This window comes from Cyclobacterium xiamenense (assembly GCF_900109255.1).
Classification (GTDB): domain Bacteria; phylum Bacteroidota; class Bacteroidia; order Cytophagales; family Cyclobacteriaceae; genus Cyclobacterium; species Cyclobacterium xiamenense.
The window spans coordinates 55,548-79,278 of record NZ_FNZH01000001.1 but is presented as its reverse complement, the minus strand read 5'-3'; the positions used below and the strand labels follow the sequence as shown (position 1 = coordinate 79,278).

Here is a 23,731-nt window from a genome sequence, read left to right as displayed (position 1 = left end):
TTGCTGCTGTTTAGAAGTTGACATTCAAGCCCATGGTGTAGGTAGCCATCTGCGGGTACCAGCCGCCATTGCTGACCGGTGCTTCCGGATCGTACCCCTCGTAAAAGTCCGTTACGGTAAACAGATTTCTGCCGCTCAGGTACACCCGTACGCTTCCGATATTCATCGGGTCCAGCACGCGCTTTGGAATGGAATAGCCTAGCTGTACGTTTTGTCCGCGTAGATAGGCTGCATTACGCATCCAAAAACTTGAATTCTGCTCATTATTGGTTTGATTCCAGGCCAATCGGGGAAAGGATCCATCGGTATTGGTCGGCGTCCAGCGATCTTTGTGCTGTTCATGTACGGTTCCTCCAAGGAAAAATGGCATGATCCCCTGGCCAAAGAGGTAGCCATCTGCCTGGCCAACTCCCTGCAGAAACAGGGAAAAATCAAACCCCTTATAGTCTGCATTCAGGCGCAGCCCAAAGGTATGCCGGGGAATGGGGCTTCCGATCACCGCCAGATCGCGGTCGTTGATCATACCATCCCCATCCACATCCCGGTATTTGATATCTCCCGGCGCTACGTTACCGAATTGGTCGGCATGATTGTTTACTTCCTCCTGGGTTTGAAACAAGCCTTCGGAAATGTAGCCAAAGAACGACCCTATAGGATACCCTTCTCTGTTTACGGTAAGTCCGGTATTTTCAATTCCGCGCATGTCGACAATTTCGTTGCGCACGTCCGAATAGTTGAGCATGATGCCGTAATTGAGTTCCCCAATCTTGTTCCGGTAGTTTACCATCAATTCGAAGCCGTTATTTTTCACCTCTCCGGCATTCTGAAAAGGAGCACTTAGACCGATGGTTTGGGGGATGTTCAGGGCAAGTAAGATGTCCTTGGTCCTTCTCATGTAGTAATCGGCGGTGACATCCAATTTGCCCCACAGGTTCAGCTCCAATCCGATATCTGTCGTTTCGGTGGTTTCCCACTGTATGGAGGAGTTGGCCATGCTATTCAATGCGGCTCCGGGTGCATTGGCTCCATTAAAGGCGTAATCCTGACCACCGCCCCCGAGGGACATGAATGCAGCAAAGGGGTACAAACCGATATTTTGGTTGCCCAGTTGCCCCCAACTGGCCCGTAACTTCAACTGGTCAATGATCCCGGAGGAACCCTGCATGAAGCTTTCTTCGGAAATCCGCCAGCCTGCAGAAAAGGAAGGAAATACACCGGAGCGATTTCCCTCGGCAAAACGAGAAGATGCATCCCTACGCACATTTCCTTCCAGGAGGTAGCGTTCGTCGTAATTGTAGGTCACCCTGCCGAAAACCGATTGCAAGGCCCAGTGAGAGGCGGCACCGCCGGTTTGCTCGTTTGCCCGGTTACCGGCGTTGATTTGCTGGTATTGGGGAAGCGGAAATACCTCCCGATAAGCAGAAATCCACTGATTGGTTTGGTCTTCCTGCTGGTAACCTGCCGTAATTCCAAGGGTATGCAGCTCGCCAAAAGTTTTGTCCATCGACACGATGGCCCGGATATTATTGTACCATTCGCGGTCGTACCGTTCCGTGAGGGAATTCCGCTGGGGCACGAAGTGCGTGGGTGTCTCCCCGTCGCGGGCATAGGTCTGGGTGATGTTTGAAAAACTCTTGGTATGGGGGTTCCAAAACTTTGGTGCATACATCAATTCGGCGGATAGCCAATCGGTAAATTTATAATTCACGCGAAAGTTGAGGATGGCATCAAGGCTCTCCACGGTACGCAGGCCACCGTCCCGGGCACGGGCCAGGGGATGGTCCCCGTTCCAGCCTTCTCCGTATCGCCCATTGGAAAGGATCCCTACCTCGTTGGCGGGAATGCGGCGCATCCAGTGAAACACATAGCCGGTACCGGAGGATGGTTCACGCTGAAACGACCTGCTCAAAAATAAATCTGTGGACAGGGTAAGTTTTTCCGAAACGTTCACGTCCGAATTGAGTCGTAGGTTAAACCGGTTGAAATCGGTGTTTGGAATAATTCCGTCCTGGTCCAGGTAGCTGATGGAGCCAAATACCTTGGCTTTCTCACTGCCCGCATTGATGCTGACGTTGTGATTTTGCATAAAGGCCGAATTTTTCATGGTCAGCGCCTGCCAGTCCGTGTCGGGATACTGGTCGGAGGGCATGCCTGCCCGGTAATCGGCGAGAAATTGTTCGGAGTATTGGGGGTCGTTGCCCACGTTGGTGAAGGCTTCATTGGCCATTTCCATGTGATCCAGGGCTCCGACGATCGTCGGCAGCCGGGTAGGCATCTGGAATCCCGCGTACATATTATAGTTAACCCGAACGCCTTCCACACCTCGTTTGGTGGTAATCAAAACCACGCCATTGGCCGCCCGGGCACCGTAAATGGCGGCGGAAGAGGCGTCTTTCAAAATGGAGATGCTTTCTATTTCGTTGGGATCCACGTTATTGATGCTGGTCTCGACGCCATCCACCATGACCAGCGGATTGGAATCTCCGAGGGTTCCCACGCCCCGGATACGAATGGCACCTCCATCCCGACCCGGCTGCCCACTTCGCTGTGTAATGGTGACACCGGGCGCTACTCCCTGAAGGGCCATGGAGGTCTGACCTACCGGTTGATTGACGATGTCCTCCGAGGTGACCGTGCTCACGGCTCCGGTGAGGTTTACTTTTTTCTGCGTACCATAGCCGACCACCACGATTTCATCCAGGGAGGACAGGTCTTCGGAGAGGGTGATCGTGAGTTCATTTTGATTGCCTACTTCTATTCGCTGGGATTCGTACCCGATGTAAGAAATGACCAGAACGGCATTGTCTGGTACTTCCAGGCTGAAGTTCCCATCAATGTCTGAAGCCGTGCCAGTAGCAGTTCCCTCCACCAGAACTGTTGCCCCGGGAATTCCTTCTCCGTTGGCGTCAACGATCTTTCCAGTGATCGGGCGGGCTTCGATGCGTATTTCTACGGCCGATTCAGAAAGAGAGCGGTTCCCCTTTGCTACATAGATGGAGTTATCCACCTGTTTAAATCGAAGGTTGGCGCCAAGAGCGATGTCTACCAACAACGCATTGACCGTTTGTCGTTTGCTATTGAGGGTCAGTAGGGTGGAAGTGGTCAAAATTTCTTCCGGAAAGACGAACTGGTAATCCGTCTCTTTTTCCACTTCGCGGAAAACTTCTCCAAGATCCCAGTCGGCTTTTTTCAGCCGAATATAGGATTCATCGATGGGTATGATCTGGGCGTGCATCTCGTGCGCCATCAATGTTGTCAGGAACAAACATTGAAGTACCAATCCGTACAATAGGTTCTTCGATACCATTTTGATTAGGTACAGTAATTTTCTTTTCATAATTTTAAATGATTTTAATTGTTACTGATTGAAATCTGCAGGGTAAAGCATTTCATTTGGCGATGGGAGTTTTGCCCTGCATTTTTGTTTAGTTCATAGGCTTTCTTTTTTAATGACAACCATTTTTTCATTTATCTCAAAATCAAATCCCATGGAAAAACCCAGTCCTGTGAGTACATCGGCCAGGTTTTTGTTTCGAAAGGTCCCGATCACCCGGGCATTCAGGTCCAGACTCGGGTCAATTTTCATATCCACGCCGTACCAAGAACTCAGGTCATCCAACAAAACCTTCAGTGGTTTTCTGTCTAACACCAATTGTCCTTCTTTCCAACCTATGGTCCTGCCTACATCAAAAGGCCGGACGTTTAGGGCATCCGGTTCTCCCTCCGTATACAGGGTAGCCATTTGACCCGGCTCCAATTCGATTCGCTTTTTGGCAGCATCTACGGCAACCTTTCCCTCGGTGAGTGCCAATGCAAACCGTTCGGAACGTGCATAGGCATTAAATTCCGTACCCAGGGCCGTGGTAATCATTTTTTCAGTATGTAGCTGAAAGGGCAGCGCTGGGTTTTTTGCAATGCTAAAATAGGCCTCTCCCTGGAGCTGAACAATCCTGTCCCCCTTTCCAAAGCCCGAAGAAAAAGACAACGTAGAATTAGCATTTACGGTGATTTGGGTACCGTCCGGCATTTGCAAGGTCAGCTTTTCTCCAGGTCCGGTCGTTTTTGTAATAGTGGTTTCGGCGATTGGAGCCGGTGCGGGTTTTTCGTAGCGCAAACCCTGCATCAAAAAGAAGATACTTCCGATCAACAAAAGCCAGGAGGCAGCGACCCGCAATGATGGCCCCAAACGCCAGCGTCTCTTGCTGTTTCTCTTATTTGAATTTGGTTGGATCGTTTCGTGAATACGCTCCAGAAGCAGGGAATAGTCCGTGAGGTCCGCATCCTGAGGAAGGGATTGCTGCCAGGTTTCCTTTAAAAATTGGTCAAAAGCTTCCCGGGCATCCTCTTGCTCCAACCATTTCAGAACCTGCTCCTTTTCGGACTGACTGGCGCTGCCATTTAAAAATCGAATGAGATGTTCGGTATTCACTGGGTTTATTGCTGTTTGAGGTATAAACCGCCAGCCAGTCGATTTACTTAACCAAAAAGTAAAAAAATACGAACAAATTTTTCTTTTCCACTATTTTTAAAAATAATAAAACTATGTTTTGAAAATAACCGAAATTAACCGATGATTCCAAAGTTAATACCGAGTACAAACATTACCTGAAAGGAAGGATACTGAAGCAGGCTTTTTTTCAGCGTTTTGGTGGCCAGGTAAATGTGGTGTTCGATGGTACGTTTGGAGAGATTCATTTGCAAAGCGATCTGCTCGCTATTCATACCATCTAGCTTGTTTAGTTTAAATACCTCCTGTTGCACCTTCGGCAGGTTGTTGATCAATTCCATGGCCAGGTCTTCCAATTCCTGATAGGCCAGCTCAGTTTCTCGTTGCTGTCCGGCCAATTCGACCTGACCGGCTGCTTCGTCGAGACAGCATTCCTTTTTTCGATTTCGAACGTGGTTATACATGTAATGCTTCGCTGCCTGAAACAGGTAGCTCTTAAACGACTTGGACGCATCCAGTTTATGCCGCCGCTCCCAAATCCGGACAAATACGACCTGAACGGCCTCTTCTGCCAGGTGCTGGTCAAAAAAAAAGGTGCGGGAAAAGGCCATCAGCTTTTTTGCATACCGGCGATACAATTCGTCAAACGCTGCGCCATCCCCCTGACGGAGGCAAACCAGCAATTCGGTATCCGTATGTTTGTGTAAAACTCCCATGGATTGGTCTCGTCGTATCGCGCTTCAACGCACGGAAAGCGCCGGGATGGTTCAATTGATTTGGCGGCTTGCGTGGTTCAATATACCCTATTTCATTTTAAATAAAAAACTACGTTCTTTGACGATATACAGCTCAGAATTGTCCACTTCCGGTTTTGGCTGTAATCCAACGTATGGCGTAATACTCGCATTCTCCTGTTCCCACATTCCGGATACCGTGGGGATCCAAAGCGGACAAGAACACCAGCGACTCTGGTCCCAGTCGGTACTCGGTTCCCTTGATATGTTCGCTCACCTCCCCCTGTAGCACCAAGATAATCTCTTCATCCGCATGTACGTGGGGATCGTGACTCTTTTCACCTTCCTTTAAGGTTGTGATGTGCATCTCCAACTCTTGCAGGGTTTCTGTCGCGGCTCGCATCACCGAACGCCTACCCCCCTTTGCTGTTTCCTGATAGTCCATCGAGGCATACTGAAAAATCCGGGGTTCCCAGCCTTCAGGCTCGGTTTCGCGGGAAGCCGGGTCTACGTCCCAGGCAATCAAATACAGGGACACCTGGGCATCTTGGGGGGATAGCAGGACTTCCGTTTGCCGGGGCAGCCAGGCGACGCTTCGTTCACCAAGCGTTTCGGCTTTTTCCCCCGTTTGAAATTGGAGGGCACCCGCCGTGACTATTAGCAACATTTCCCGGTCTTCGTTTAGTTGAAGTGGTTCGCTTGCCGTGAGGACACGATGCTGCACGCGGAAATTTTCCAACGTCTTGGTGGGCCAATCCATCAGCTGCCTTTCTTCACCGTGCGTATGAACTGCTGCAGGAAGCATCGTAAACTCAAACGCCGACGAGGGATGGGGAATTTCCTGTTGCGCATGTGACTGGGTGAGGGCAAGCAGAAATGCCAGAGAGAATAGAAGTTTCATGTGGGGATTTGGGTTTATGTATTGGTGAAAATAACGTTATTTTTTTAGCAAAACAATTTTACCGTACAGGCAATTTCCGGTAAAAATCACCTGCCTGTACCGACTATCCGTTCACGCTACATTTATTGCGCTCTTACCGATACGTTTTCTGCCATTCCTCTGGTCTTGATCTCAACCTTTAATAAGGCTCCCGGTGCGGCATTAAAATCAGCAGTTACGCTGAGTTCATTCCCGCCTTTTTCCAACCAGGGAACCGCCTCCGGGCTTGCCATTTCGGAGAGCTTGTTCCACTGCCTATCGTACACGACCAGGCTACCGTCCTCATTCAGTTTTACGTGCTGATTTGCCTGCAGCCTTACCGGAACTTCCCAGGAATGAAATTGATTGAGTGTCAGGGTAATGTTGGTTGCAGTCGCCTGGCTGCCGCCTTCCTCCGGAATCAGGCTTAGCATGCATTGAAGGGCTTGTTTTTCATGGGGATTGTGCCAGGTAAGGTCGGTTTGGGTAGGTTCACCCGGCTGCTTCAAACGATTGGCATGCTCGATTCGAACCAACGCGTAGGGAATAAGCTTCCATTGGTCCGGTCCGTCGGATTCCAGGCGAAATTCGTTTTGAATGTCCTGCATCCGGCGTTTCTGTCCGTCCGAAAAAGCTCCCTGCATCCGCGCGGTTTCCCAGGTTTTGATGGCCTCGAAAATGGCTGTTGACTGCCCGTTTTTTGCTACAGCATCTAAACTCAGGTTAAACGCAAATCCGGCATCAAAACCCGCAGCTCGGGCCAGCAGCCATTCCGTATCTTCCAGGCTGGTTTCCGGACGCATGCTGAACCAACCCAGCATGGCCGGTAATAGGTTTCGCTTGTAGAAGTCCTGATTCATCAGCCGGTAGTTGGTTTGGCTTTCCCGAAATCCCGCATACCAGGGCTCTCCCCAATTGTAGCGCGTATTGATGTGCCAATTGAAATGGGAGGGGTTGCTAGCGTCGTTGATTACCGTTCCCTGTAAATCCGGGTTCAACTCGTCAAACCAGGTTTTGGTAAATAAGCTGCGTGCGTATTGTCCCATCCCTGTAGACCAATTGCCTTCCAGTCCGTCAAAAGAAATCTGCTTCAATCCGGTTTCGTTAAACAGTCGGGCCAGGGTGCTGGCCATTTCGCGGGAAAGATCCACATCGCCCAAAAATACCTTGTAGCCGTGATCGGTTAATTTCCCGATTTCAGCTCCGGCCGAATGGGCAGCAGGCGCGGTACCGAATGCGCCACGCAGGCAGCCCTCAAGGCGCCAGGGAGCCTCGGTGGAAACGGAGCGATAACGGATGATTTCGTTTCCAACCTGAACTGCCTGCAGGGTGTTGTTTTCCATCTGGTTAAAAAAGTCCGGAGATTCGACAAACACCGCTTCATCTGTCCGATCAAGCGCACGCGAAAGGCGGGAATACCCCACCTTGGCCAGCCGGGGATCGGGAACGGGTGTCACGTAGAAGTCTTTGGTGGAAATAAAATTGGAAAGGGTATGTACACCCAGCGCTATTCCCCGGTCCCGAGCGCGGGTAACGGCCACCTTCATGCTTTTCCAATTTTCAGGAAACGCTTCGGCTATCAAATCAAAATGACCCCAACTTTTAAAAGGTCCGCCATGGTACAGGTAATCCAAGCCGGCTTTTTCGGTTAAATCCAATGCCTCGTCAATCGTGTCCACCGTAAAATCAATGATCAGGTAGGAGGCGGTGGCTTTTCTGGATTTTTTTGCCCAAACCCCATCGATCATCGGATGCGGCAATCCTTCCTGCAATTCAATTTCTCCAATCAGGTCCAGGGCCTGTGTTGCCGGGCAGCCAAAAAGCGTAATGGCCGAACCCACCGGCCCACCGTCTTCGTAAGCCGGTGCCAGGTACCGATCGTGCCCCAGATTGGCAATCACCCGGTCTTCCCCCCGATTCCGGCTATAGACCTGAAGCAGGCTGCCATTTTCAATTACCTTTGCCGTTTGCCCCCGGTAGAACTTCTGGTTTCGCCAGCTGGCTTCCACATCCACCAAATCCCCTGTTTCAAAAATATCGTAGGCCGGCTCGATATCACTTTCAGCATCGGGAAAGCCTCCCAGTGTTTTGACATTCAGGGCCTGTATGCCCACCGCAAAGGACTCGTTGCGTACAACCCCCACCGTCTCACCGATGATTTCCTGTATGCTGGTAGCAAAGGGACCCCATACCACCCAATCGACCCGGTCCTCGTTCGTGATCGAACGAATTTCAAACCGCAGGTAATTGGGAAAGATGCGCGGCTCAATCTCAATCTGAACCGCAGGCACTGGAAAATCCAGGTACAGGCGATCTTCCTGTACCACCAGTTTTTCCGGAAAAAAAACTTCCCCGGATACGCGTATTTGCATGAAGAAACGGGAGTCCGTTGCTAATCCGTACTCGGTTTGGTGTACTTTATCGAATAGGCTTTGTACCTGACCCTGCTGATCAAGTACCAATCGAAAGAATGCGGTCTCAAATGCAACTTCCTGTGCGAAGCTCCGGCCGGGTAATACCAGGAGGCAGATGCAGATCCAAGTGGTTAATTTCATAGGCAACAAGTGCGCAACAACGGCCACGCAGTCGATTTGGTGAATGGAATCGGAATATAAGGAAATTTGGTAATAACCGGCCTATTCCTACGCACTCCGACACCCGGCTATATTTCGGCATTCGCCTGGAACGGAATAATTTACCCCGGACTACGAGCTGCCGTCAAAAAGAGCCACACGTTGTTCAGGCCGAAAAAAGAAGGTAGTTGCTCGTGAAGGCGCTCAGCTTTGTTTGCGCTTGGCCTTTTCCCAGGTGCTTTTTTGGCTACCCCTCAAAAACCGAATCAGCCCGGCAACCACGGCATAATTCATTAGGCAAAAGTAGTACGGGACGAAAAGCACCTTTACCCGAAGCTTTCTATTTTCCAGGACATAGCCCAACGCGGCGGCCCCGTAAAAAAACAACTGCCCCACCATCAATGCCTGGTACACCCAGCCCTGGGACCACAAAAATAGGTTGGCGATAAAGATAAACACCAGTAAAAACGGCGTGATGGTCCACCTGAGTACCCGGTGGGAAAAATACTGAAAAAACAATACGGGTTGCTTAAATGGCGTGATTCGGGAAAACAATCGTTTCATGGACTGCCAGCCACCGGCACTGATTCTTATTTTTCGTTTTAATTCTTCCCCGGTGGAATCGGAGCCCGTTTCCATGGCGTAGGCATCGGGTTCGTAGACAATTTTATATCCCTCCGAGGCGATCAACATGGATTGCATGAAATCATCCAGGATGGTGTCTTCCGGAAGGCACTGGTAAAGTGAGGAACGAAAGGCTACCAGTTCGCCCGCCGCGCCCACGGCCGAATAAAGCATGGAGTCCAGTTTTTTCAAAAAAGATTCGTATTTCCAGTACATGCCCTCTCCGGCGGCGCTGGCTGAATCAGCGTCTTCTATGAGCACGCGTTTCTCGCCGGAAACACAGCCGACCTGCTCGTCCGAAAAATGCCGCACAATATTTTTGAGGGCCATTTTATTCAATAGGGTATTCGCATCGGTAAAGACCACAATCGGGGTATCGATTTCTTTCATGGATCGGTTTTCTGCAGCGGTCTTGCCCGCTCTGCGGTCTTCGTGCAAAATTTTTATTTGCGGGAACTCAGCCAGTACTTCACGGAAATTATCGGTGGACCCATCCGTGATAAAAACTATCTCGCATTTCGAATCCGGATATTCCAGAGAGAGGGAATTCGTTGCTTTGCTTTTCATAATATCTGCCTCGTTAAAGCAGGGGATCACCAGGCTTACCCTGGGCCAATCGTCCGGTTCGTTCCGGTCTTTTGGCGTTGAAAAAGCACCTTTTGCCTTAACCAGAATATATAAGACAACGCCATATCCTAAAAAAGCATAAAAAACTACGCCTATGGCCAACCAAAACAGTACATCGAGCATGGGATATAATTTTGCGCCTTGATTTGATTTTTAAATTAAAATCTCGAATTTGTAAAAATAAGTGGAATGATTGGAAAGCATCATGGTATGAACCAAAAATTTTCGTTTTTTTACTCAGCGAAATGTACGATTTATTTCTTTGAGCAATTGTCATTAATTTCGTAGTAACTTTAGAAATCGATCTAACCGCCAACCTTCAGTATTCGCACCATGAATAAAGGTAATTCTTTGAGAGGTAATAGCAAAGGCACCAAGGCTTCCGGGTTTTACCTGGGAAAAGGTGTCCCCAATGAAAATTTTGACCGTATCGTGTTGTTAGCCAAAAAACTCACCGGATGCGCACATGCTTTCATCGCTTTTCTGGATACCGAGGGACTTTGGTTCAAGTCCAAATCGGAGCTCATTCAACCTCAATCCATCCCGGAGGCCGATCCTCTGTATCTGTGGCTAACCTCCGCGGAAAAATTCCAGGAACTCAGGGTCGTAGCCAAACACCATGAGCTGGAGAAAAGTGAATTTTTACAGAACATGAAAGAAATTGGGTACCTGGCTGTGCACCCGGTCCCTGAAACGAGTGGACAAATTTTGGGTTACCTGATGGTGTTGGACGGCACGGCTCATGAAAACACCGAGATGATCGAAGAAAACCTGGGTATTTTATCCAAGGCCACCTGGGAGCAGATACGGATTAAAACCGAGATTTTTGAGGATCGAATATTAAGCAAGGCGCTTTCTCTATCGCAGGACCTGATTACCGTCATTCGTTTTGACGGAAAATTTATCAAGGTAAATGCAGCTTTTGAAACCTTGCTAGGTTACGGCGAGGAGGAGCTTTCTGAAAAACCCATGGCCGATTACATCCATCCAAGTGATGTGGATCAAACCATGGTAGAAATCAACAAGTTAATCAAAGGCGAAGCTAGTAGTAATTTCAATCACCGCTTAAAAACCCAGGCTGGTGACTACAAAACCTTTGCCTGGACTGCTACAGGGGACCTAAAAAATAAGTGGATTTTTGCTATTGGGAGGGACATCACGGAAGAAAAAGACAAAGAGGAGCGGCTGCTATCCAGTGAAGAAAAGTTTCGGTCTTTTTTTGAAAATAGTCAGGGATTGATGTTAACCCACGATCTGGAGGGCAATTTCTTGAGCTTTAATAATTACGGTGCGCGGCTCCTGGGCTACACCGTAAAGGAAATGTTATCCAAAAAACTATGGGACATCATTCCGTCTCGTTTTCATTCGGAGATAGACAGCTATTTTGGAGAATTAAAAAACGATGGAAAAGCCCAGGGCCTGATGACCACCCGTCAGGCAAATGGAACCCTAAAGGTGTGGTTGTACAGCAATACCCTGGAAAAAGACCACGCGGGGGAGAGCTATGTCATTGGTAATTCCATCGACATCACCGAGCGGCTTCGTCTGGAACGAACCATCCAAAACGCCAAGGAGCTGCTCAACCAAACGCACATGATGGCAAAAATCGGGGGATGGAAATACGATGTGGAGAAAAATTTCCTGAGTTGGACCGATATCACCAAAGCTATTTTTGAGGTAGAGGATGGCTACAAGCCAGATTTGCAGGATTCCTTCCGGTTTTATAAAGATGGATTTTACCGGGAACGGATGGAAGAGTTGTTTTCCCTGGCCAGAGAATACGGCAAAGCCTGGGATGAAAAATTAAAGATCGTAACCGCTACGGGAACAGAAATTTGGGTCCGCAGTATCGGGGAAGCGCACATTGAAGAGGGAAAATGCCTGTACCTATTTGGGACCATTCAGGATATAAACGAAGCAGTGAATAGAGAAAACCAACTCATACAGAAAGAACAGATGCTTTCTGCCATTTCGAAAGCCACCGACGAATTGCTTTCGAATCGAAATCTAAACGAGGCCATTTCCAGAAGTCTGGAGCTCATCGGAAAGGCCGCCGATGTGGACCGGGTATATTACTGGGAAAACAGCAAGGCGCCGGATGGCACCACCCTCACGTCCCAACGGTTTGAATGGAGTGCCGATGAGGTAGAACCACAAGTCAATAACCCAGATTTGCAGGATGTCCCGATCAATTTTTTTGGCGACTTTGTCCAACCCATGGAAAACAACGAAGTGTTTCAGGCCATTCTTTCGGAGATGTCAGAGAGTTCATCTACCCGGGAATTTCTGGAAGAACAAAATATCAAGTCCATACTGGCGATTCCGATTTTTACGGAGGAGGGCTTTTGGGGTTTTACCGGATACGACGATTGCAAACTGGAAAGGCAATGGTCGCAGGCGGAATTGTCCTTGTTAAAGAGTTTTGCAAACAGCATCTCCAACGCCATTGACCGCAATATCCTGGAGCGTAATCTGGTGGAATCCAAAGAGCTTGCCGAAAAAGCCAGCCTGGCAAAGTCCGAGTTTCTGGCCAATATGAGTCACGAAATCCGTACCCCGCTCAACGGCATTATTGGATTTACGGACCTGCTCTTAAAAACCGACCTGAACGAGGTTCAGAACCAATACATCGGGATTGTCAATCAGTCCGCCAATACCCTGCTCAACATCATCAATGACATCCTGGATTTTTCCAAGATTGAAGCAGGGAAACTGGAATTGGACATCAGCAAAACGGACGTCTTTGAGTTGGCAGGACAGGCGACCGACGTGGTCTCCTACCAGGCGCAGAAAAAAGGGGTTGAAATGCTGCTGAATCTTGAAAAGGAGCTACCCCGCTTTATCTACATTGACGATATACGACTCAAACAGATTTTAATCAATCTTTTGGGCAACGCTGTAAAATTCACCAAAGCAGGAGAGATTGAGTTAAAAGTCCAAACCCTGCAGGATCTTCCGGATGAAAAACAGCTCATCCGCTTTGAGGTTCGGGATACGGGTATTGGCATATCCGAGGAAAACCAAAAGAAAATCTTTGACGCATTTTCCCAGGAGGACGGCTCCACTACCAAAAAATACGGAGGTACCGGTCTGGGGCTAACCATTTCCAACAAGCTATTGGCCATGATGGGCTCCGAGTTGAAACTACATAGCAAATTGGGTGTGGGAAGTCAATTTTATTTTGATATCGAGCTTACCACCGAAAACGGCGACTGCATCAAAAAAACCGATACAGACTTTATCAAAAAGGTACTGGTGGTGGATGACAATGAAAACAACCGATTGATTCTAAAAGAAATGTTTTCCTTAAAAAACATTCACATGGAGGAAGCGACAAACGGTTTCGATGCGCTGCAAAAGATCGAGTCGAATGGAGGCTTCGATACCATCTTGATGGATCTAAACATGCCCTACATGGATGGATTGGAAACTGCCGAAAAAATTCGAAATAATTTTTCCGGGGAAAAAGCCAACCAGCCCATTGTGCTACTGCATAGTTCGGCAGACGATGACTACATCCATAAAAAATGCAGGGAATTGGGCATACGCATCAAATTGGCCAAACCTATCAAAATCAAGGACCTTTACGATGCCCTCGCTCAGCTCAATCCAGGCACATCCCTTCCGAAATCAGCAGCCGCTGAAGCGGTCTCAGAGGAATCCCTACGCCATAACTTTAAAGTATTGATCGCTGAAGACAATTCCATCAACATGTTTTTGGCAAAAACCATCATTCTAAAGGTGTCGCCCGATACGGAAATCCTAGAGGCCACGGACGGTTTATCGGCGGTTGAAATGGCGGAAGCACACCTACCGGATATCATATTAATGGATATCCAAATGCCGGTTTTGAGTGGTCACGAAGCCACAAAGAAAATCAAACAATCCCCTGCGCTCAAAGATATTCCGATCGTGGCCATTACTGCGGGCAATATCAAAGGAGAACGCGAAAACTGCCTGGCATCCGGAATGGTGGATTTTGTCGCCAAACCGATCGTAGAAAAAAATATTCGAACCATTTTCGAACAATGGTTGCCTGCCAAAAAAGTGGGGAACTCCGGCGAAGCCGCACCCGCGGCCCCCACAGAAGCCCTTCTGACGGAGCCGGTGAACCTGACGGAAACGGAGTCACTCAACCATTTTAATTTAGGCAAAGTCAAGGAATACCTGGGGGATGAACCGGAGGTGATCAACGAAGTACTCAAGCTCACCGTCAAAGAACTTGCGCAGTCGGATAAGGTATTAAAAAAACACTTTTCTGAAAAAAACCTGGAGGGGCTGTCCTCCGAAGGACACAAGTTGAAAGGTTCGGCGCTCACCGCCGGATTGGACGCATTGTATGCCATTGCATTGGATTTAGAATCACTGGAACGATTCGAGGAGAAGGCGATCGCAAAAATGCTAGATGATTTCTCAAAGGAAAATGCCCTGGTGACAAAACTGATCCAACGGCACGTCAACGAAGAGTAGTACGGGCGAAAAAAGTTGCAGGCTTCCCTTGCTGGGTAGGGCAAGGGGAACTGCCCCTTTTTTATAGAAAATTAACGCTGTTTTTTAGCTGTTCCTTGTACTTGGCACCGATGGGAATAATTTTTCCATCCACCACCGCAGTATCGCTGTCAAAATCCGTTAGGTAGTGCAGGTTGATCACGTAAGAGCGGTGTACCTGTACAAATTCCGGATTGGCGGCCAACTTCTCCAAGAAATTCGAAATGGTCGATTTGATGGTATAGGTCTGGGACTTGCATTTCAGGCTGATATAGTCTCCCTTTCCTTCGCAATAACTAATGTCAGCGAAGAGAATTTTCTTGTACAATCGGTCGTCCTTTACGAAAATAAAATCCCTGGAGTAGGAATTGGGATCGATGCGTACCTCGGCTTCTTTGAATTTTTCAATCCCCTTCAAGAATTGGGTGTAAGAAAAGGGTTTGGGTAGGTAAAAACAAGCATTTGTTTCAAACGCCGATATGGCGTTTTCGTGATTGGCCGAAATAACGATCAGTGCTCCATCGTATTGGCTGTGTTTCAGGATTTCAAAGCCATTCATTTCCGGCATTTCAATATCCAGAAAAATCAAATCAATCGTTCCTTTTTTTTCCACCAAAAAGTTTAAACCCTCGATTGCATCCGTAAATTTAGCCACCAGGTCCAGTGACTTTGTTTTGGAAATGTAATGCGACAGCACTTCAATGCTTGCCGCATCGTCATCTATAATTACACAACGATTCATTTTATCTGGATACATTTATACGTTTCTTCACAAACTAGGCCCTAGAATCCTCCTGTATGGCAGGCTCCGATTCGGGCGTGGCTAATTTTCTGATAACCTGAGCAGGCACTCCTCCCACAAGGGTATAGGGAGCTACGTCTTTGGTTACTACGGCCCCGGCCGCTACCGTGGCACCCTTTCCAATGCGCACGCCTTTGAGTACCATACAACGGGTAGCAAGCCAAGCCCCGTCTTCAATGGTAATGGCGCCGGATTTTCCCTTCTCGGAACGGTCATCCACCCCGTGAAAATCACCGTCCATGATAATAACCTGATTGGCTACCTGACAGTTTTTTCCAATTGTAATCCGCTCGCTTGCAGAAATGATGCAAGCGGTATTGATGAAGGTACCTTCCCCTATGTCCAAAACCGCCCCTCTATCGGCATACAACTGGGTGGTACCCATGTGCGACCAAATGGTGCATCGGTCACCCACGCGAATCTCTCCCAATCCTTCCACCCGTAGACGCCCTCGTACCGTGACCAGTTTTCCTAACGCGGCGCATTTTCTCAATCGGTATTTTGCGTTGACAATCCGGTAGAGGCCCTGCATTACTTCTCGCAAAAAGGCCCAATACAAGCCTATTTTTTCGCTTGTGTTGCGTGCTTCCCTGCCGTAAATCGCTTCGCTTTTTCGGGACAATCTGTCCGCTAATTGCTGCTGAACCATCGATCTTTTAAATAATTAATGAATATATGCCGTGAAAATTTAAATTCAAAAAAAAAGGATAAATTAAAAATTTTGTTACTTTTATTTTAAAATTCAGGCAAAAACAGTAATTTATTTTACATAAAACAATTTTTGTCATTGATATATAAATAAATGAAATTCATGTTAAAAAACCCTACAAGGCCTCTTTTCCTGAGCCTGTTTTACTTTTTAGGATTTTTTACCTTTTCCGAAGGCTTACGTGCCCAACAGGCGGCAGCTTATTTCGAGGACCTCGATTTGAATGTTTCTCTTGAGGATCAATTGCCTCCATTGGACAGCCTGATCGACATGGCCATTGCTCAGCATCCGACCATCCGCCTGAATGAAGCCCTGATTGGATCCGCAGAGTCACGGCTGAATCTTGCCAAAAAATCCTGGACCAATTTATTGCGTGGATACATCGATTACGGGTATGGAAATCAAGCCATCGTCACCACTGGAACCCAGGGAGCCGACCTGTCGAATATTGCCAATGGTTACCGGGCAGGTGCCAACCTAAGTATCCCCCTCTCAGAGATTTTTAACCGAGGCGATCGGATCAATCTTCAAAAACAGGAAATGGAGGCTACTTATTATAAAACCAGGGAAATGGAGTTGGTGATTGCCGAGCAAGTAATCGAACAATACAACACCCTCATCCTCGCCCAGCGACTGATGAATATCCGAATGCAGATGCAGGAAAAGGCGAGAACCAACCTATTGCAGGTAGAAATGGAGTTTAATCTAGGTAATCTGGACGCGTCCAGTTACATGAGGAACGCAGAAATCCATACCATAGCCCAATCGGAATACGAAAACGCGCGAAGTAGTTTTTTTGTTGCCGTTCAAAAATTGGAACTATTGATTGGTGTGACATTGACGCAAATAATCCGAAAAAATGAGCCTTAAACAACTTTTTCGCCTTCTTTGGAAGAATAAATTCCGTATTATCCTACCGCCGATTCTAGTCGGTCTGGGGGTGTTTATGCTCACCCGAAACATGACACGCGAATACGAAAGCAAAACCATCGTGTTCACGAATCCAACAAGTAACCGGGGAGCTACCGATGGGGGTGTGATCCGCATGGATTTTTACACCTCTAACAATTTGTTTGATAACCTTACCCTGTTGGTAAAGTCACGGGAGACCATCGAAGAGGCTTCGCTTCACCTGCTGGCCTTACATATCTCGCTCCCAGAGCCCGACCCATCCGTTATTCACAATGACTGCTGGCTGGATCTTCGGGAGCACATTCAACCATCCCTTTGGCAGGAGTTATCCGTACCCGGCGACGAGAAGGAAACCTTTGCCCGAGTAAAAGCCCACTACATGCGCGAACCGAACTCGCCCGTCGAATACCTGCTGCGCGAGCACCGGCATTATGCAATGGCAAAGATCCTGGAGCGATTGAGTGTCGCAAGAAAATTCTCCAGCGATATGATGGAGCTGTCGTACCGTACAGACGACCCCGGAGTGTGCTACCATACCTTGCGCTTGCTAACTACGGCCTTTATGGAACGCTATTCGGGGATGAAGGAAATGGAGAACACCAATTCCATTGCTTATTTCCAAAGCCAATTGGACATCGCTCAAGGGAAATTACGGGAGGCAGAAGATAGGCTCAAGTCCTTCATGACCGAAAACCGAATCCTGAACTATTACGAACAGGGGAAATACCTGGATATCGCCAAATTGGAACACGAGCAGGACGAAGAGCGGTCCAAGCGCCTACTATCCGGAACCGAATCCAATTTGAATGAAATCCAGGAGATGTTTGAAAATTTTGACAAGCGGCAAGTGATCATTCAAAACATCTCCGCCCTTCAGGACGAAATTGTGGTCCGGGACATGGAGATTCAGGGCTTGCAGGCCCAGAATAGCGCCGGACCAAAAATCACGCAATTGGAAGACGAAATCGTCCAATTGAAAGACCAAATAGCAGCGGATTCGAAGGAGTTATTTCGAAATAGCAACTCCCTTCAAGGCATAGAACGTGAAACGGTCTTGGAAGAATGGCTGCGGCTAAAAATTCTTTTCGAAGAACAAAAGCAAGCCCTGGACGTCATGCAAAACCGAAAAGCATACCTCTCGGAAAAAATACAGGAATTTGCACCCCTGGGAGCGGAACTAAAAAAACTGGAACGGGAAGTAAGTGTAAACGAAGACCAATACCTATCCATACTGCATGGACTAAACATGGCGTACCTGCAAAAATACGATCTGGAAATGTCTTCTTCACAAAAACTGATCGATGAGCCGTACTATCCCAAATCCCCTCTACCTTCCAAACGAATGATCTTTATTATCGGAGGCAGCCTGGCTACGGGATTCTTCGGATTTTCGATCGTGATCCTCTCTTTTTTTATTGACCGTACCATTAAGTCCGTACCACAGGCCGAAAAAGTAACCGGACTGAAGGTTTCCGGAGCATGGATTGATGAATGGGGCCTAAGTAAGGCAATAAAAAAAGACGTCCTCTACAACCGACTGCGGAAGCAGGTTTACAACAACCTGGGTAAATACCTACCCCAACAGGGGAAAAAAATCGTCCTTTTTTACAGCCTTAAACCCGCAGAAGGAAAAACCTTCCTTATCCGCAAGTTGGTGGAAGAATTAACCCTCCAAAACCGAAATATTGTGTACTGGGGACATTCGCGGGACACAGCGGATATGCCTTGCGATACGCTTTCTTACGATCAACAGGCCATCCTCTATGACCAACGGGATGCCTATTGGGAAGAGCGAATTGCTCAAACGGAGAAGGAGTTTATTTTATGGGAATTACCCCCAATCGAAGAAGTCCCACTAAACTATCCGTTGATCAATCAAGCCAATGTGTTGGTCATGGTATTGGATGGGCAGCGCAACTGGAAGCCCGCCGACGAACGTTTTCACGAAAGCCTGAAAGAAATGGTCAAGATCCCGCATACCGTCTGGCTAAACCGGCTGCAATCCGATGAACTGGAGGACATGAACGGGGAAATACCTCGAGACAGGTCCTTTCTGCGGGCAAAGATGAAAAAATACCTTTCCTGACGGCCATGGAATATTCCCGAACCCATCTCGCCTTCCCCGTTGTCGCATTGATTCTTTCCCTGCTGATCAGTGTATGGGTGGTGCATGCGGAGTTCCTGGCAATCGCCACGCTTTTTGCACTACCAATCGGAGTGGCGATGGGTGTATTCATTCTCTGGCACCCCTCCCATGCCTTGTATACGGCATTGGTACTCGCTTTTGTTTCCATCGGAGCGGCCAGGTACATTCCCAATTTGCCCCTCGGGCTGACAGTAGATTTTGCGCTTGTACTGGTGCTACTCAGCGCCGTTTTTCACAATCGGGTAAAAACCGACTTCACCCAGCTAAAAAACCCGCTAATTGCGGTAACCCTTATTTGGATGGCGTATAACGTTGCGGAGATTTTTAATCCCGAGGCAAGAAGCATAACCGCCTGGGTCTATGCGGTACGCGGTACGGCCCTCTACATGTTTCTGACCGTGCCGATAACCTTGTTGTACGCCAATACCGAAAAAGACCTGAACCGAATGATCAAAATCATTTTTGCTTTTTCGATCCTGGCGTCTTTTTGGGGATTGCGGCAGTATTACATCGGCCTGGACTACGCGGAAAACCGATGGTTGGACCAGGGGTCCCGAAGCACCCACGTTTTGTTTGGAAACCTCCGGGTATTCAGCTTCTTTTCGGATGCGGGGCAATTTGGAGCGGGCATTGCCCATTCGGCCATGATCGCTCTGGTACTTGCGCTGGGACCTTTTCGGGTAAAACAACGGCTGATCTTTGCAGGCTGTGCGCTCTTATTTTTTTACCTGATGATCATGAGCGGTACCCGCGGAGCCCTGATGGTGCCAGTGGCTGGATCATTGGCCTACCTCTTTGCATCGAAAAATTTTAAATTAATGGCCATCGGATTGGCGGCACTCAGCCTGGTTTTTATTTTCCTAAAGTTTACCAGTATTGGCAATGAAAACTACCAGGTTCGGAGGCTTCGCTCCGCGCTTGATCCCAACGATGCCTCGTTAAATGTGCGGTTGGAAAACAAAGCAAAGTTCTCAGAATACCTGAAAAACCGCCCTTTTGGTGGAGGCATTGGCACTTCCGGATTTTGGGGACAGCGCTTTAGTCCGGGTACTTTCCTGGCTGAAACACCTAACGACAGTTGGTTTATAAAAATCTGGGCCGAAATGGGTATCGTTGGGCTATACCTTCACATAGGCATACTCGCCTTTATTGCATTGCTGGCCCTTTTCCGAATATGGCAGGTAAAAGATCCCCGCCTTCGGCAAAAGCTACTTGCGCTTTTCTCCGGTTATGTCGGAATTGCGGCTGCATCGCTAGGAAACCCCCTGTTGGGTCAGATGCCCACCGGGATCATTCTTTACATGTCCTGGGCCTACCTGTACCTTGCTCCTTCACTTGAAACGAACGCAACCAAATTGGATAACCATGGATAAGCCACTGATCTCTGTCATTACGATCAATTACAACGGATTGACCCATACGCTGGATTTTTTAGCGTCTTTTCAGAAGGTGAGCTACCCGCATGTCGAAATCATTGTCGTTGACAATGCGTCGAGCGAAGACCCTGGGGCAATTGCCGAACGCTACCCGAACACCATTCTGGTTAGGAACCCCAAAAATGAAGGATTCGCAGGGGGAAACAACCGGGGTATGGAAGTCGCAACCGGCGAATATTTTTTTCTAATCAACAACGATACCGAAGTTGCGGAGGACATACTGGACGTGCTACTCGAACGGGCCAAGGCAAGCCCCAAGGTCGGCCTTATTTGCCCCAAAATTTTGTATTACGACCAGCCCGATACCATACAGTATGCGGGATTTTCTGCGATCAATCCCGTTACCGGTAGGGGAAAAGGAAAAGGGTACCTGGAAAAGGACCTCGGGCAGTACCAGATAGCCGAACCCACCCAACTGGCGCACGGAGCAGCCATGTTTATTCCCAAGTCTGTGGTCCTCGAAATTGGCATGATGGCCGAACTCTACTTTCTGTATTACGAGGAAATGGACTACTGCGAGCGCATCAAAGATGCAGGATACACGCTGTGGTACGAGCCAGGAAGCCATATTTTACACAAAGAATCCATGAGTGTGGGGAAAAACTCCCTGCTAAAAACCTATTACATGAGCCGAAACCGCTGGCTATTTTTGCGCAGAAACGTGACCTGGCCCCTGTTTTTCTTTACTGCGGCCTATTACTTTGCGGTGGCCTTGCCCAAGAATATCCTCGTACACCTGACCCAAGGCGAATGGTCCCATGCCAAAACGTACTTCAACGGATTTGTAGCCGGCCTTTTTATGCAAAACATTCAGGAAAACCTAACCCTAGTCCATCATGAGAATCGGAATTGAAGCGCAGCGTATTTTTCGCAAAAAACGACACGGAATGGACATGGTGGCCCTGGCACTCATCCGAAACCTACAGGAAATGGACCGGGAAAACCAGTATTTCATCTTTGTCAACGAGATGGAGGACACGTCCCCGCTACGCCCAACTGAGAATTTTACCATCGTCCCGCTGCCGTCCAGCCCCTACCCCATCTGGGAGCAATACCATTTGGCAAAAGCCGTTCGCTCCTACCGCCTGGACCTGCTGCATTGCACCAGCAATACCGCCCCCGTTAATTGCCGGGTACCTTTGCTAATTACGCTTCACGATATCATCTACCTGGAAAAAATAAACCTAAAAGAAGGCACCCTGTACCAACGTTTCGGGAATCTTTACCGCCGTTGGAATGTACCTGCAGTGGTAAAAAAGGCCGTCGCCATCTTTACCGTTTCGGCCTTCGAACAAGAACGCATCACCCGGCATTTTCACATGGATTCCTCCCGTGTGCAGGTCGTATACAACGGCGTGGCCGGGCACTTCCGAAAAGAATCGGTGGAAAGGCAAAAAGCAGTTCGGGAAAAGTACACCTTACCGAATACCTTTATCCTGTTTTTGGGCAATACCGATCCCAAAAAGAACCTCAGAGGCGTGCTCAAAGCACTCGCCCTGTTGGAATCGCGAAAGGTACCCTTTCCGGACCTGGTCATGCCCGACATCGGAAAAGAAATCCTGGAATCCATGCTCGCCGAGATCGGTGCTCCCCAATTGCTCAATACGATCCACCTGACCGGGTACATTCCCAACGAAGACCTTCCAGCCATTTACAGCCAGGCGGTCCTATTCCTCTACCCATCGCTGCGTGAAAGTTTCGGGCTGCCGATTTTGGAAGCGATGGCTTGCGGATGTCCGGTCGTTACCTCCAATACCTCCTCCATGCCCGAGGTGGCAGGCGATGCCGCCTTGCTGATCGACCCCACGGCTCCTCTCAGCCTTAGCGAGGGAATCGAACACTTGCTTGCCCATCCGGATGCACGGAGCAAACTCATTGAAAAGGGCTATCTGCGCCCACCCCTTTTTGATTACAAAAAAGGAGCTGTCATTACATTGGATTGCTATAAAAACCTGGTCTCCAAAGCATGAGCGATAAAAAATATTGGCTCAAAAGTGGATTTTTTACCATGATGCACCGCGGGGTGGACTTTCTCCTAGGCTTTGTCGGCTTCATGCTATTGGTACGTATTTTGTCACCGGAGGATTTTGGGGTTTGGGTGCTGCTGATCACCATCACCGCTATTCTGGACATGGCTCGAAACGGCTTTATTCAGAATGGAATGATTAAATTTATCGTTGGTAAAAATTCAGCCGTACAACGGAAAATACAGACAGCAGCGCTTTTGCTAAATACCTCATTGACTTTGTTAATACTTGTGCTGCTCGTGCTGGCGGCTTCTCCGCTTGCCCGCTTGTTCCATGCGCCTAAACTAGCAGAAATTCTGACCATTTATGCCTGGGTTCTCCCGGTGTTGGTGTTTCATACCCACAATTTGGTGTTGATGCAGGCCCGGTACGACTTCAAGGCCTACTTTTTAGCCGGAATTAGCAAGAGCCTTCCCTTTTTCTTGATCATCGCCCTGTCCTACTTGTTCAAACAGGAACTGAGCCTCTACGCACTCGCCTGGTACCAAAACGCTGCATTTGCCCTGGCCACCCTGATGTCAGCCTATCAGGTACGTACGTATTTTCGGGTACAGTGGAAGGCGAAAAATTACTGGCTGGCAAAGGTATTTCACTTTGGGAAATACGTGTTTGGGACCAACCTGATATCCATGCTTACCAATGGCCTGGATAAATTTCTCCTCGGCGCGTTACTCTCCCCCGTACAGGTGGCCATGGCCAATTCAGCCGGGCGAGTAATGAATGTGGTCGAAATTCCGGTAAACTCCATTGCCTCCATCAGCTACCCCAAAGCGGCCGAAGCCCACGACTCAAAGCAAACAGCGAGCCTGGGAACCCTTTACGAAAAGACACTGGGAATGATGTTGAGCCTGACCATCCCTTTTTGGCTGTTCTGCTTGCTGTTTGCACAGCAGATAATCCTGCTTATTGCCGGTGAGGCTTACCTGGAGGCGGTCCCTTTTCTTCGAATTATGGCATTTTTGGCGTTAATCAAACCCTTTGACCGACAATCCGGTGTGTTTTTGGATGCCATCGGCAAACCCTTCATCAACATGATCATGGTCCTGGGTACTTTTCTCTACGGAGCGGGGTTGAGCTGGCTGTTTATCCGCTGGATCGGATTGCCTGGGGCAGCGTATGGCCTGGTAACTGCTGTTTTTTGTACGGCATTGATCAAGCACCTGATTTTGCGAAAATACCTCCCGATCCGCTTTTTTCACTGCCTGCTGCAGGCGGTAAACATGTATCCCAGCATGCTACGTTCCATCCAGGAAAAAGTAGCGAAACGTTAATCCCCGACACAGCGGA

Annotated in this window: 15 protein-coding genes; 7 read left to right on the top strand and 8 right to left on the bottom strand. The window is 48.5% G+C overall.

Translation table 11 applies throughout. The features are described from left to right. Positions 1 to 10: 10 nt before the first annotated feature. The 6 genes from BMW71_RS00255 to BMW71_RS00230 form a co-directional block, all read right to left on the bottom strand. The gene (locus BMW71_RS00255) at positions 11 to 3,337 is read right to left on the bottom strand and encodes a SusC/RagA family TonB-linked outer membrane protein (protein WP_092167894.1); all 3,327 of its coding nucleotides are present in this window, start codon (positions 3,335 to 3,337) and stop codon (positions 11 to 13) included. Positions 3,338 to 3,430: 93 nt separating this feature from the next. Beyond that, positions 3,431 to 4,429, bottom strand: coding sequence for a FecR family protein (locus BMW71_RS00250; protein ID WP_092167891.1), 999 nt, complete (start codon positions 4,427 to 4,429; stop codon positions 3,431 to 3,433). Positions 4,430 to 4,563: 134 nt separating this feature from the next. Next, complete coding sequence (locus tag BMW71_RS00245) at positions 4,564 to 5,163, bottom strand: RNA polymerase sigma factor (protein ID WP_092167888.1); 600 nt, start codon at positions 5,161 to 5,163, stop codon at positions 4,564 to 4,566. Positions 5,164 to 5,296: 133 nt separating this feature from the next. Further along, positions 5,297 to 6,082, bottom strand: coding sequence for a cupin domain-containing protein (locus tag BMW71_RS00240; RefSeq protein ID WP_092167886.1), 786 nt, complete (start codon positions 6,080 to 6,082; stop codon positions 5,297 to 5,299). A gap of 122 nt (positions 6,083 to 6,204) precedes the next feature. After that, positions 6,205 to 8,655 carry a hypothetical protein gene (locus BMW71_RS00235; protein WP_092167883.1) on the bottom strand — a complete coding sequence of 817 codons (2,451 nt, stop codon included), beginning with the start codon at positions 8,653 to 8,655 and terminating at the stop codon, positions 6,205 to 6,207. A gap of 222 nt (positions 8,656 to 8,877) precedes the next feature. Next, a complete protein-coding gene (locus BMW71_RS00230) occupies positions 8,878 to 10,047 on the bottom strand; it encodes a glycosyltransferase family 2 protein (protein WP_092167881.1) in 1,170 nt (389 codons plus the stop codon). Positions 10,048 to 10,275: 228 nt separating this feature from the next. On the opposite strand from BMW71_RS00230, the gene BMW71_RS00225 reads away from it, so the two are divergent. Beyond that, the gene (locus BMW71_RS00225) at positions 10,276 to 14,394 is read left to right on the top strand and encodes a response regulator (RefSeq protein WP_244891026.1); all 4,119 of its coding nucleotides are present in this window, start codon (positions 10,276 to 10,278) and stop codon (positions 14,392 to 14,394) included. 61 nt (positions 14,395 to 14,455) lie between these two features. Here BMW71_RS00225 and BMW71_RS00220 read toward each other — a convergent pair whose 3' ends face one another. After that, positions 14,456 to 15,154 (bottom strand): LytR/AlgR family response regulator transcription factor, encoded by a 699-nt coding sequence (locus tag BMW71_RS00220; RefSeq protein ID WP_092167875.1) that lies wholly within the window; start codon positions 15,152 to 15,154, stop codon positions 14,456 to 14,458. Positions 15,155 to 15,188: 34 nt separating this feature from the next. Continuing rightward, positions 15,189 to 15,863, bottom strand: coding sequence for an acyltransferase (locus tag BMW71_RS00215; protein WP_092167873.1), 675 nt, complete (start codon positions 15,861 to 15,863; stop codon positions 15,189 to 15,191). A 153-nt stretch (positions 15,864 to 16,016) separates the two neighbouring features. Between BMW71_RS00215 and BMW71_RS00210 the strand changes: the two genes are divergently transcribed. From BMW71_RS00210 to BMW71_RS00185, 6 genes are read left to right on the top strand one after another with little or no spacing between them, the layout of a single operon-like run. Beyond that, on the top strand, positions 16,017 to 16,793 hold the full coding sequence (locus BMW71_RS00210) for a TolC family protein (RefSeq protein WP_092167870.1): 777 nt from the start codon (positions 16,017 to 16,019) through the stop codon (positions 16,791 to 16,793). Then, the gene (locus BMW71_RS00205) at positions 16,783 to 18,921 is read left to right on the top strand and encodes a GumC family protein (protein WP_092167868.1); all 2,139 of its coding nucleotides are present in this window, start codon (positions 16,783 to 16,785) and stop codon (positions 18,919 to 18,921) included. The genes BMW71_RS00210 and BMW71_RS00205 overlap by 11 nt, the downstream gene beginning before the upstream one ends. A 5-nt stretch (positions 18,922 to 18,926) precedes the next feature. Next, a complete protein-coding gene (locus BMW71_RS00200; RefSeq protein ID WP_092167865.1) occupies positions 18,927 to 20,354 on the top strand; it encodes an O-antigen ligase family protein in 1,428 nt (475 codons plus the stop codon). Beyond that, positions 20,347 to 21,270: a glycosyltransferase family 2 protein gene (locus BMW71_RS00195; protein ID WP_092167862.1), complete on the top strand. Its 924-nt coding sequence runs from the start codon at positions 20,347 to 20,349 to the stop codon at positions 21,268 to 21,270. Before BMW71_RS00200 ends, BMW71_RS00195 begins: the two co-directional genes overlap by 8 nt. After that, the gene (locus BMW71_RS00190; RefSeq protein WP_092167860.1) at positions 21,254 to 22,387 is read left to right on the top strand and encodes a glycosyltransferase family 4 protein; all 1,134 of its coding nucleotides are present in this window, start codon (positions 21,254 to 21,256) and stop codon (positions 22,385 to 22,387) included. The genes BMW71_RS00195 and BMW71_RS00190 overlap by 17 nt, the downstream gene beginning before the upstream one ends. Further along, complete coding sequence (locus tag BMW71_RS00185) at positions 22,384 to 23,715, top strand: oligosaccharide flippase family protein (RefSeq protein ID WP_092167857.1); 1,332 nt, start codon at positions 22,384 to 22,386, stop codon at positions 23,713 to 23,715. The genes BMW71_RS00190 and BMW71_RS00185 overlap by 4 nt, the downstream gene beginning before the upstream one ends. Positions 23,716 to 23,731 lie beyond the last annotated feature (16 nt).

Excerpts from the sequence above, each read along its gene's own strand:
- BMW71_RS00230 (WP_092167881.1), bottom strand. The coding sequence starts at position 10,047 with ATGCTCGATGTACTGTTTTGGTTGGCCATAGGCGTAGTTTTTTATGCT.
- BMW71_RS00245 (WP_092167888.1), bottom strand. The coding sequence starts at position 5,163 with ATGGGAGTTTTACACAAACATACGGATACCGAATTGCTGGTTTGCCTC.
- BMW71_RS00220 (WP_092167875.1), bottom strand. The coding sequence starts at position 15,154 with ATGAATCGTTGTGTAATTATAGATGACGATGCGGCAAGCATTGAAGTG.
- BMW71_RS00195 (WP_092167862.1), top strand. The coding sequence starts at position 20,347 with ATGGATAAGCCACTGATCTCTGTCATTACGATCAATTACAACGGATTG.
- BMW71_RS00240 (WP_092167886.1), bottom strand. The coding sequence starts at position 6,082 with ATGAAACTTCTATTCTCTCTGGCATTTCTGCTTGCCCTCACCCAGTCA.
- BMW71_RS00185 (WP_092167857.1), top strand. The coding sequence starts at position 22,384 with ATGAGCGATAAAAAATATTGGCTCAAAAGTGGATTTTTTACCATGATG.
- BMW71_RS00255 (WP_092167894.1), bottom strand. The coding sequence starts at position 3,337 with ATGAAAAGAAAATTACTGTACCTAATCAAAATGGTATCGAAGAACCTA.
- BMW71_RS00210 (WP_092167870.1), top strand. The coding sequence starts at position 16,017 with ATGAAATTCATGTTAAAAAACCCTACAAGGCCTCTTTTCCTGAGCCTG.
- BMW71_RS00200 (WP_092167865.1), top strand. The coding sequence starts at position 18,927 with ATGGAATATTCCCGAACCCATCTCGCCTTCCCCGTTGTCGCATTGATT.
- BMW71_RS00235 (WP_092167883.1), bottom strand. The coding sequence starts at position 8,655 with ATGAAATTAACCACTTGGATCTGCATCTGCCTCCTGGTATTACCCGGC.
- BMW71_RS00215 (WP_092167873.1), bottom strand. The coding sequence starts at position 15,863 with ATGGTTCAGCAGCAATTAGCGGACAGATTGTCCCGAAAAAGCGAAGCG.
- BMW71_RS00205 (WP_092167868.1), top strand. The coding sequence starts at position 16,783 with ATGAGCCTTAAACAACTTTTTCGCCTTCTTTGGAAGAATAAATTCCGT.
- BMW71_RS00190 (WP_092167860.1), top strand. The coding sequence starts at position 21,254 with ATGAGAATCGGAATTGAAGCGCAGCGTATTTTTCGCAAAAAACGACAC.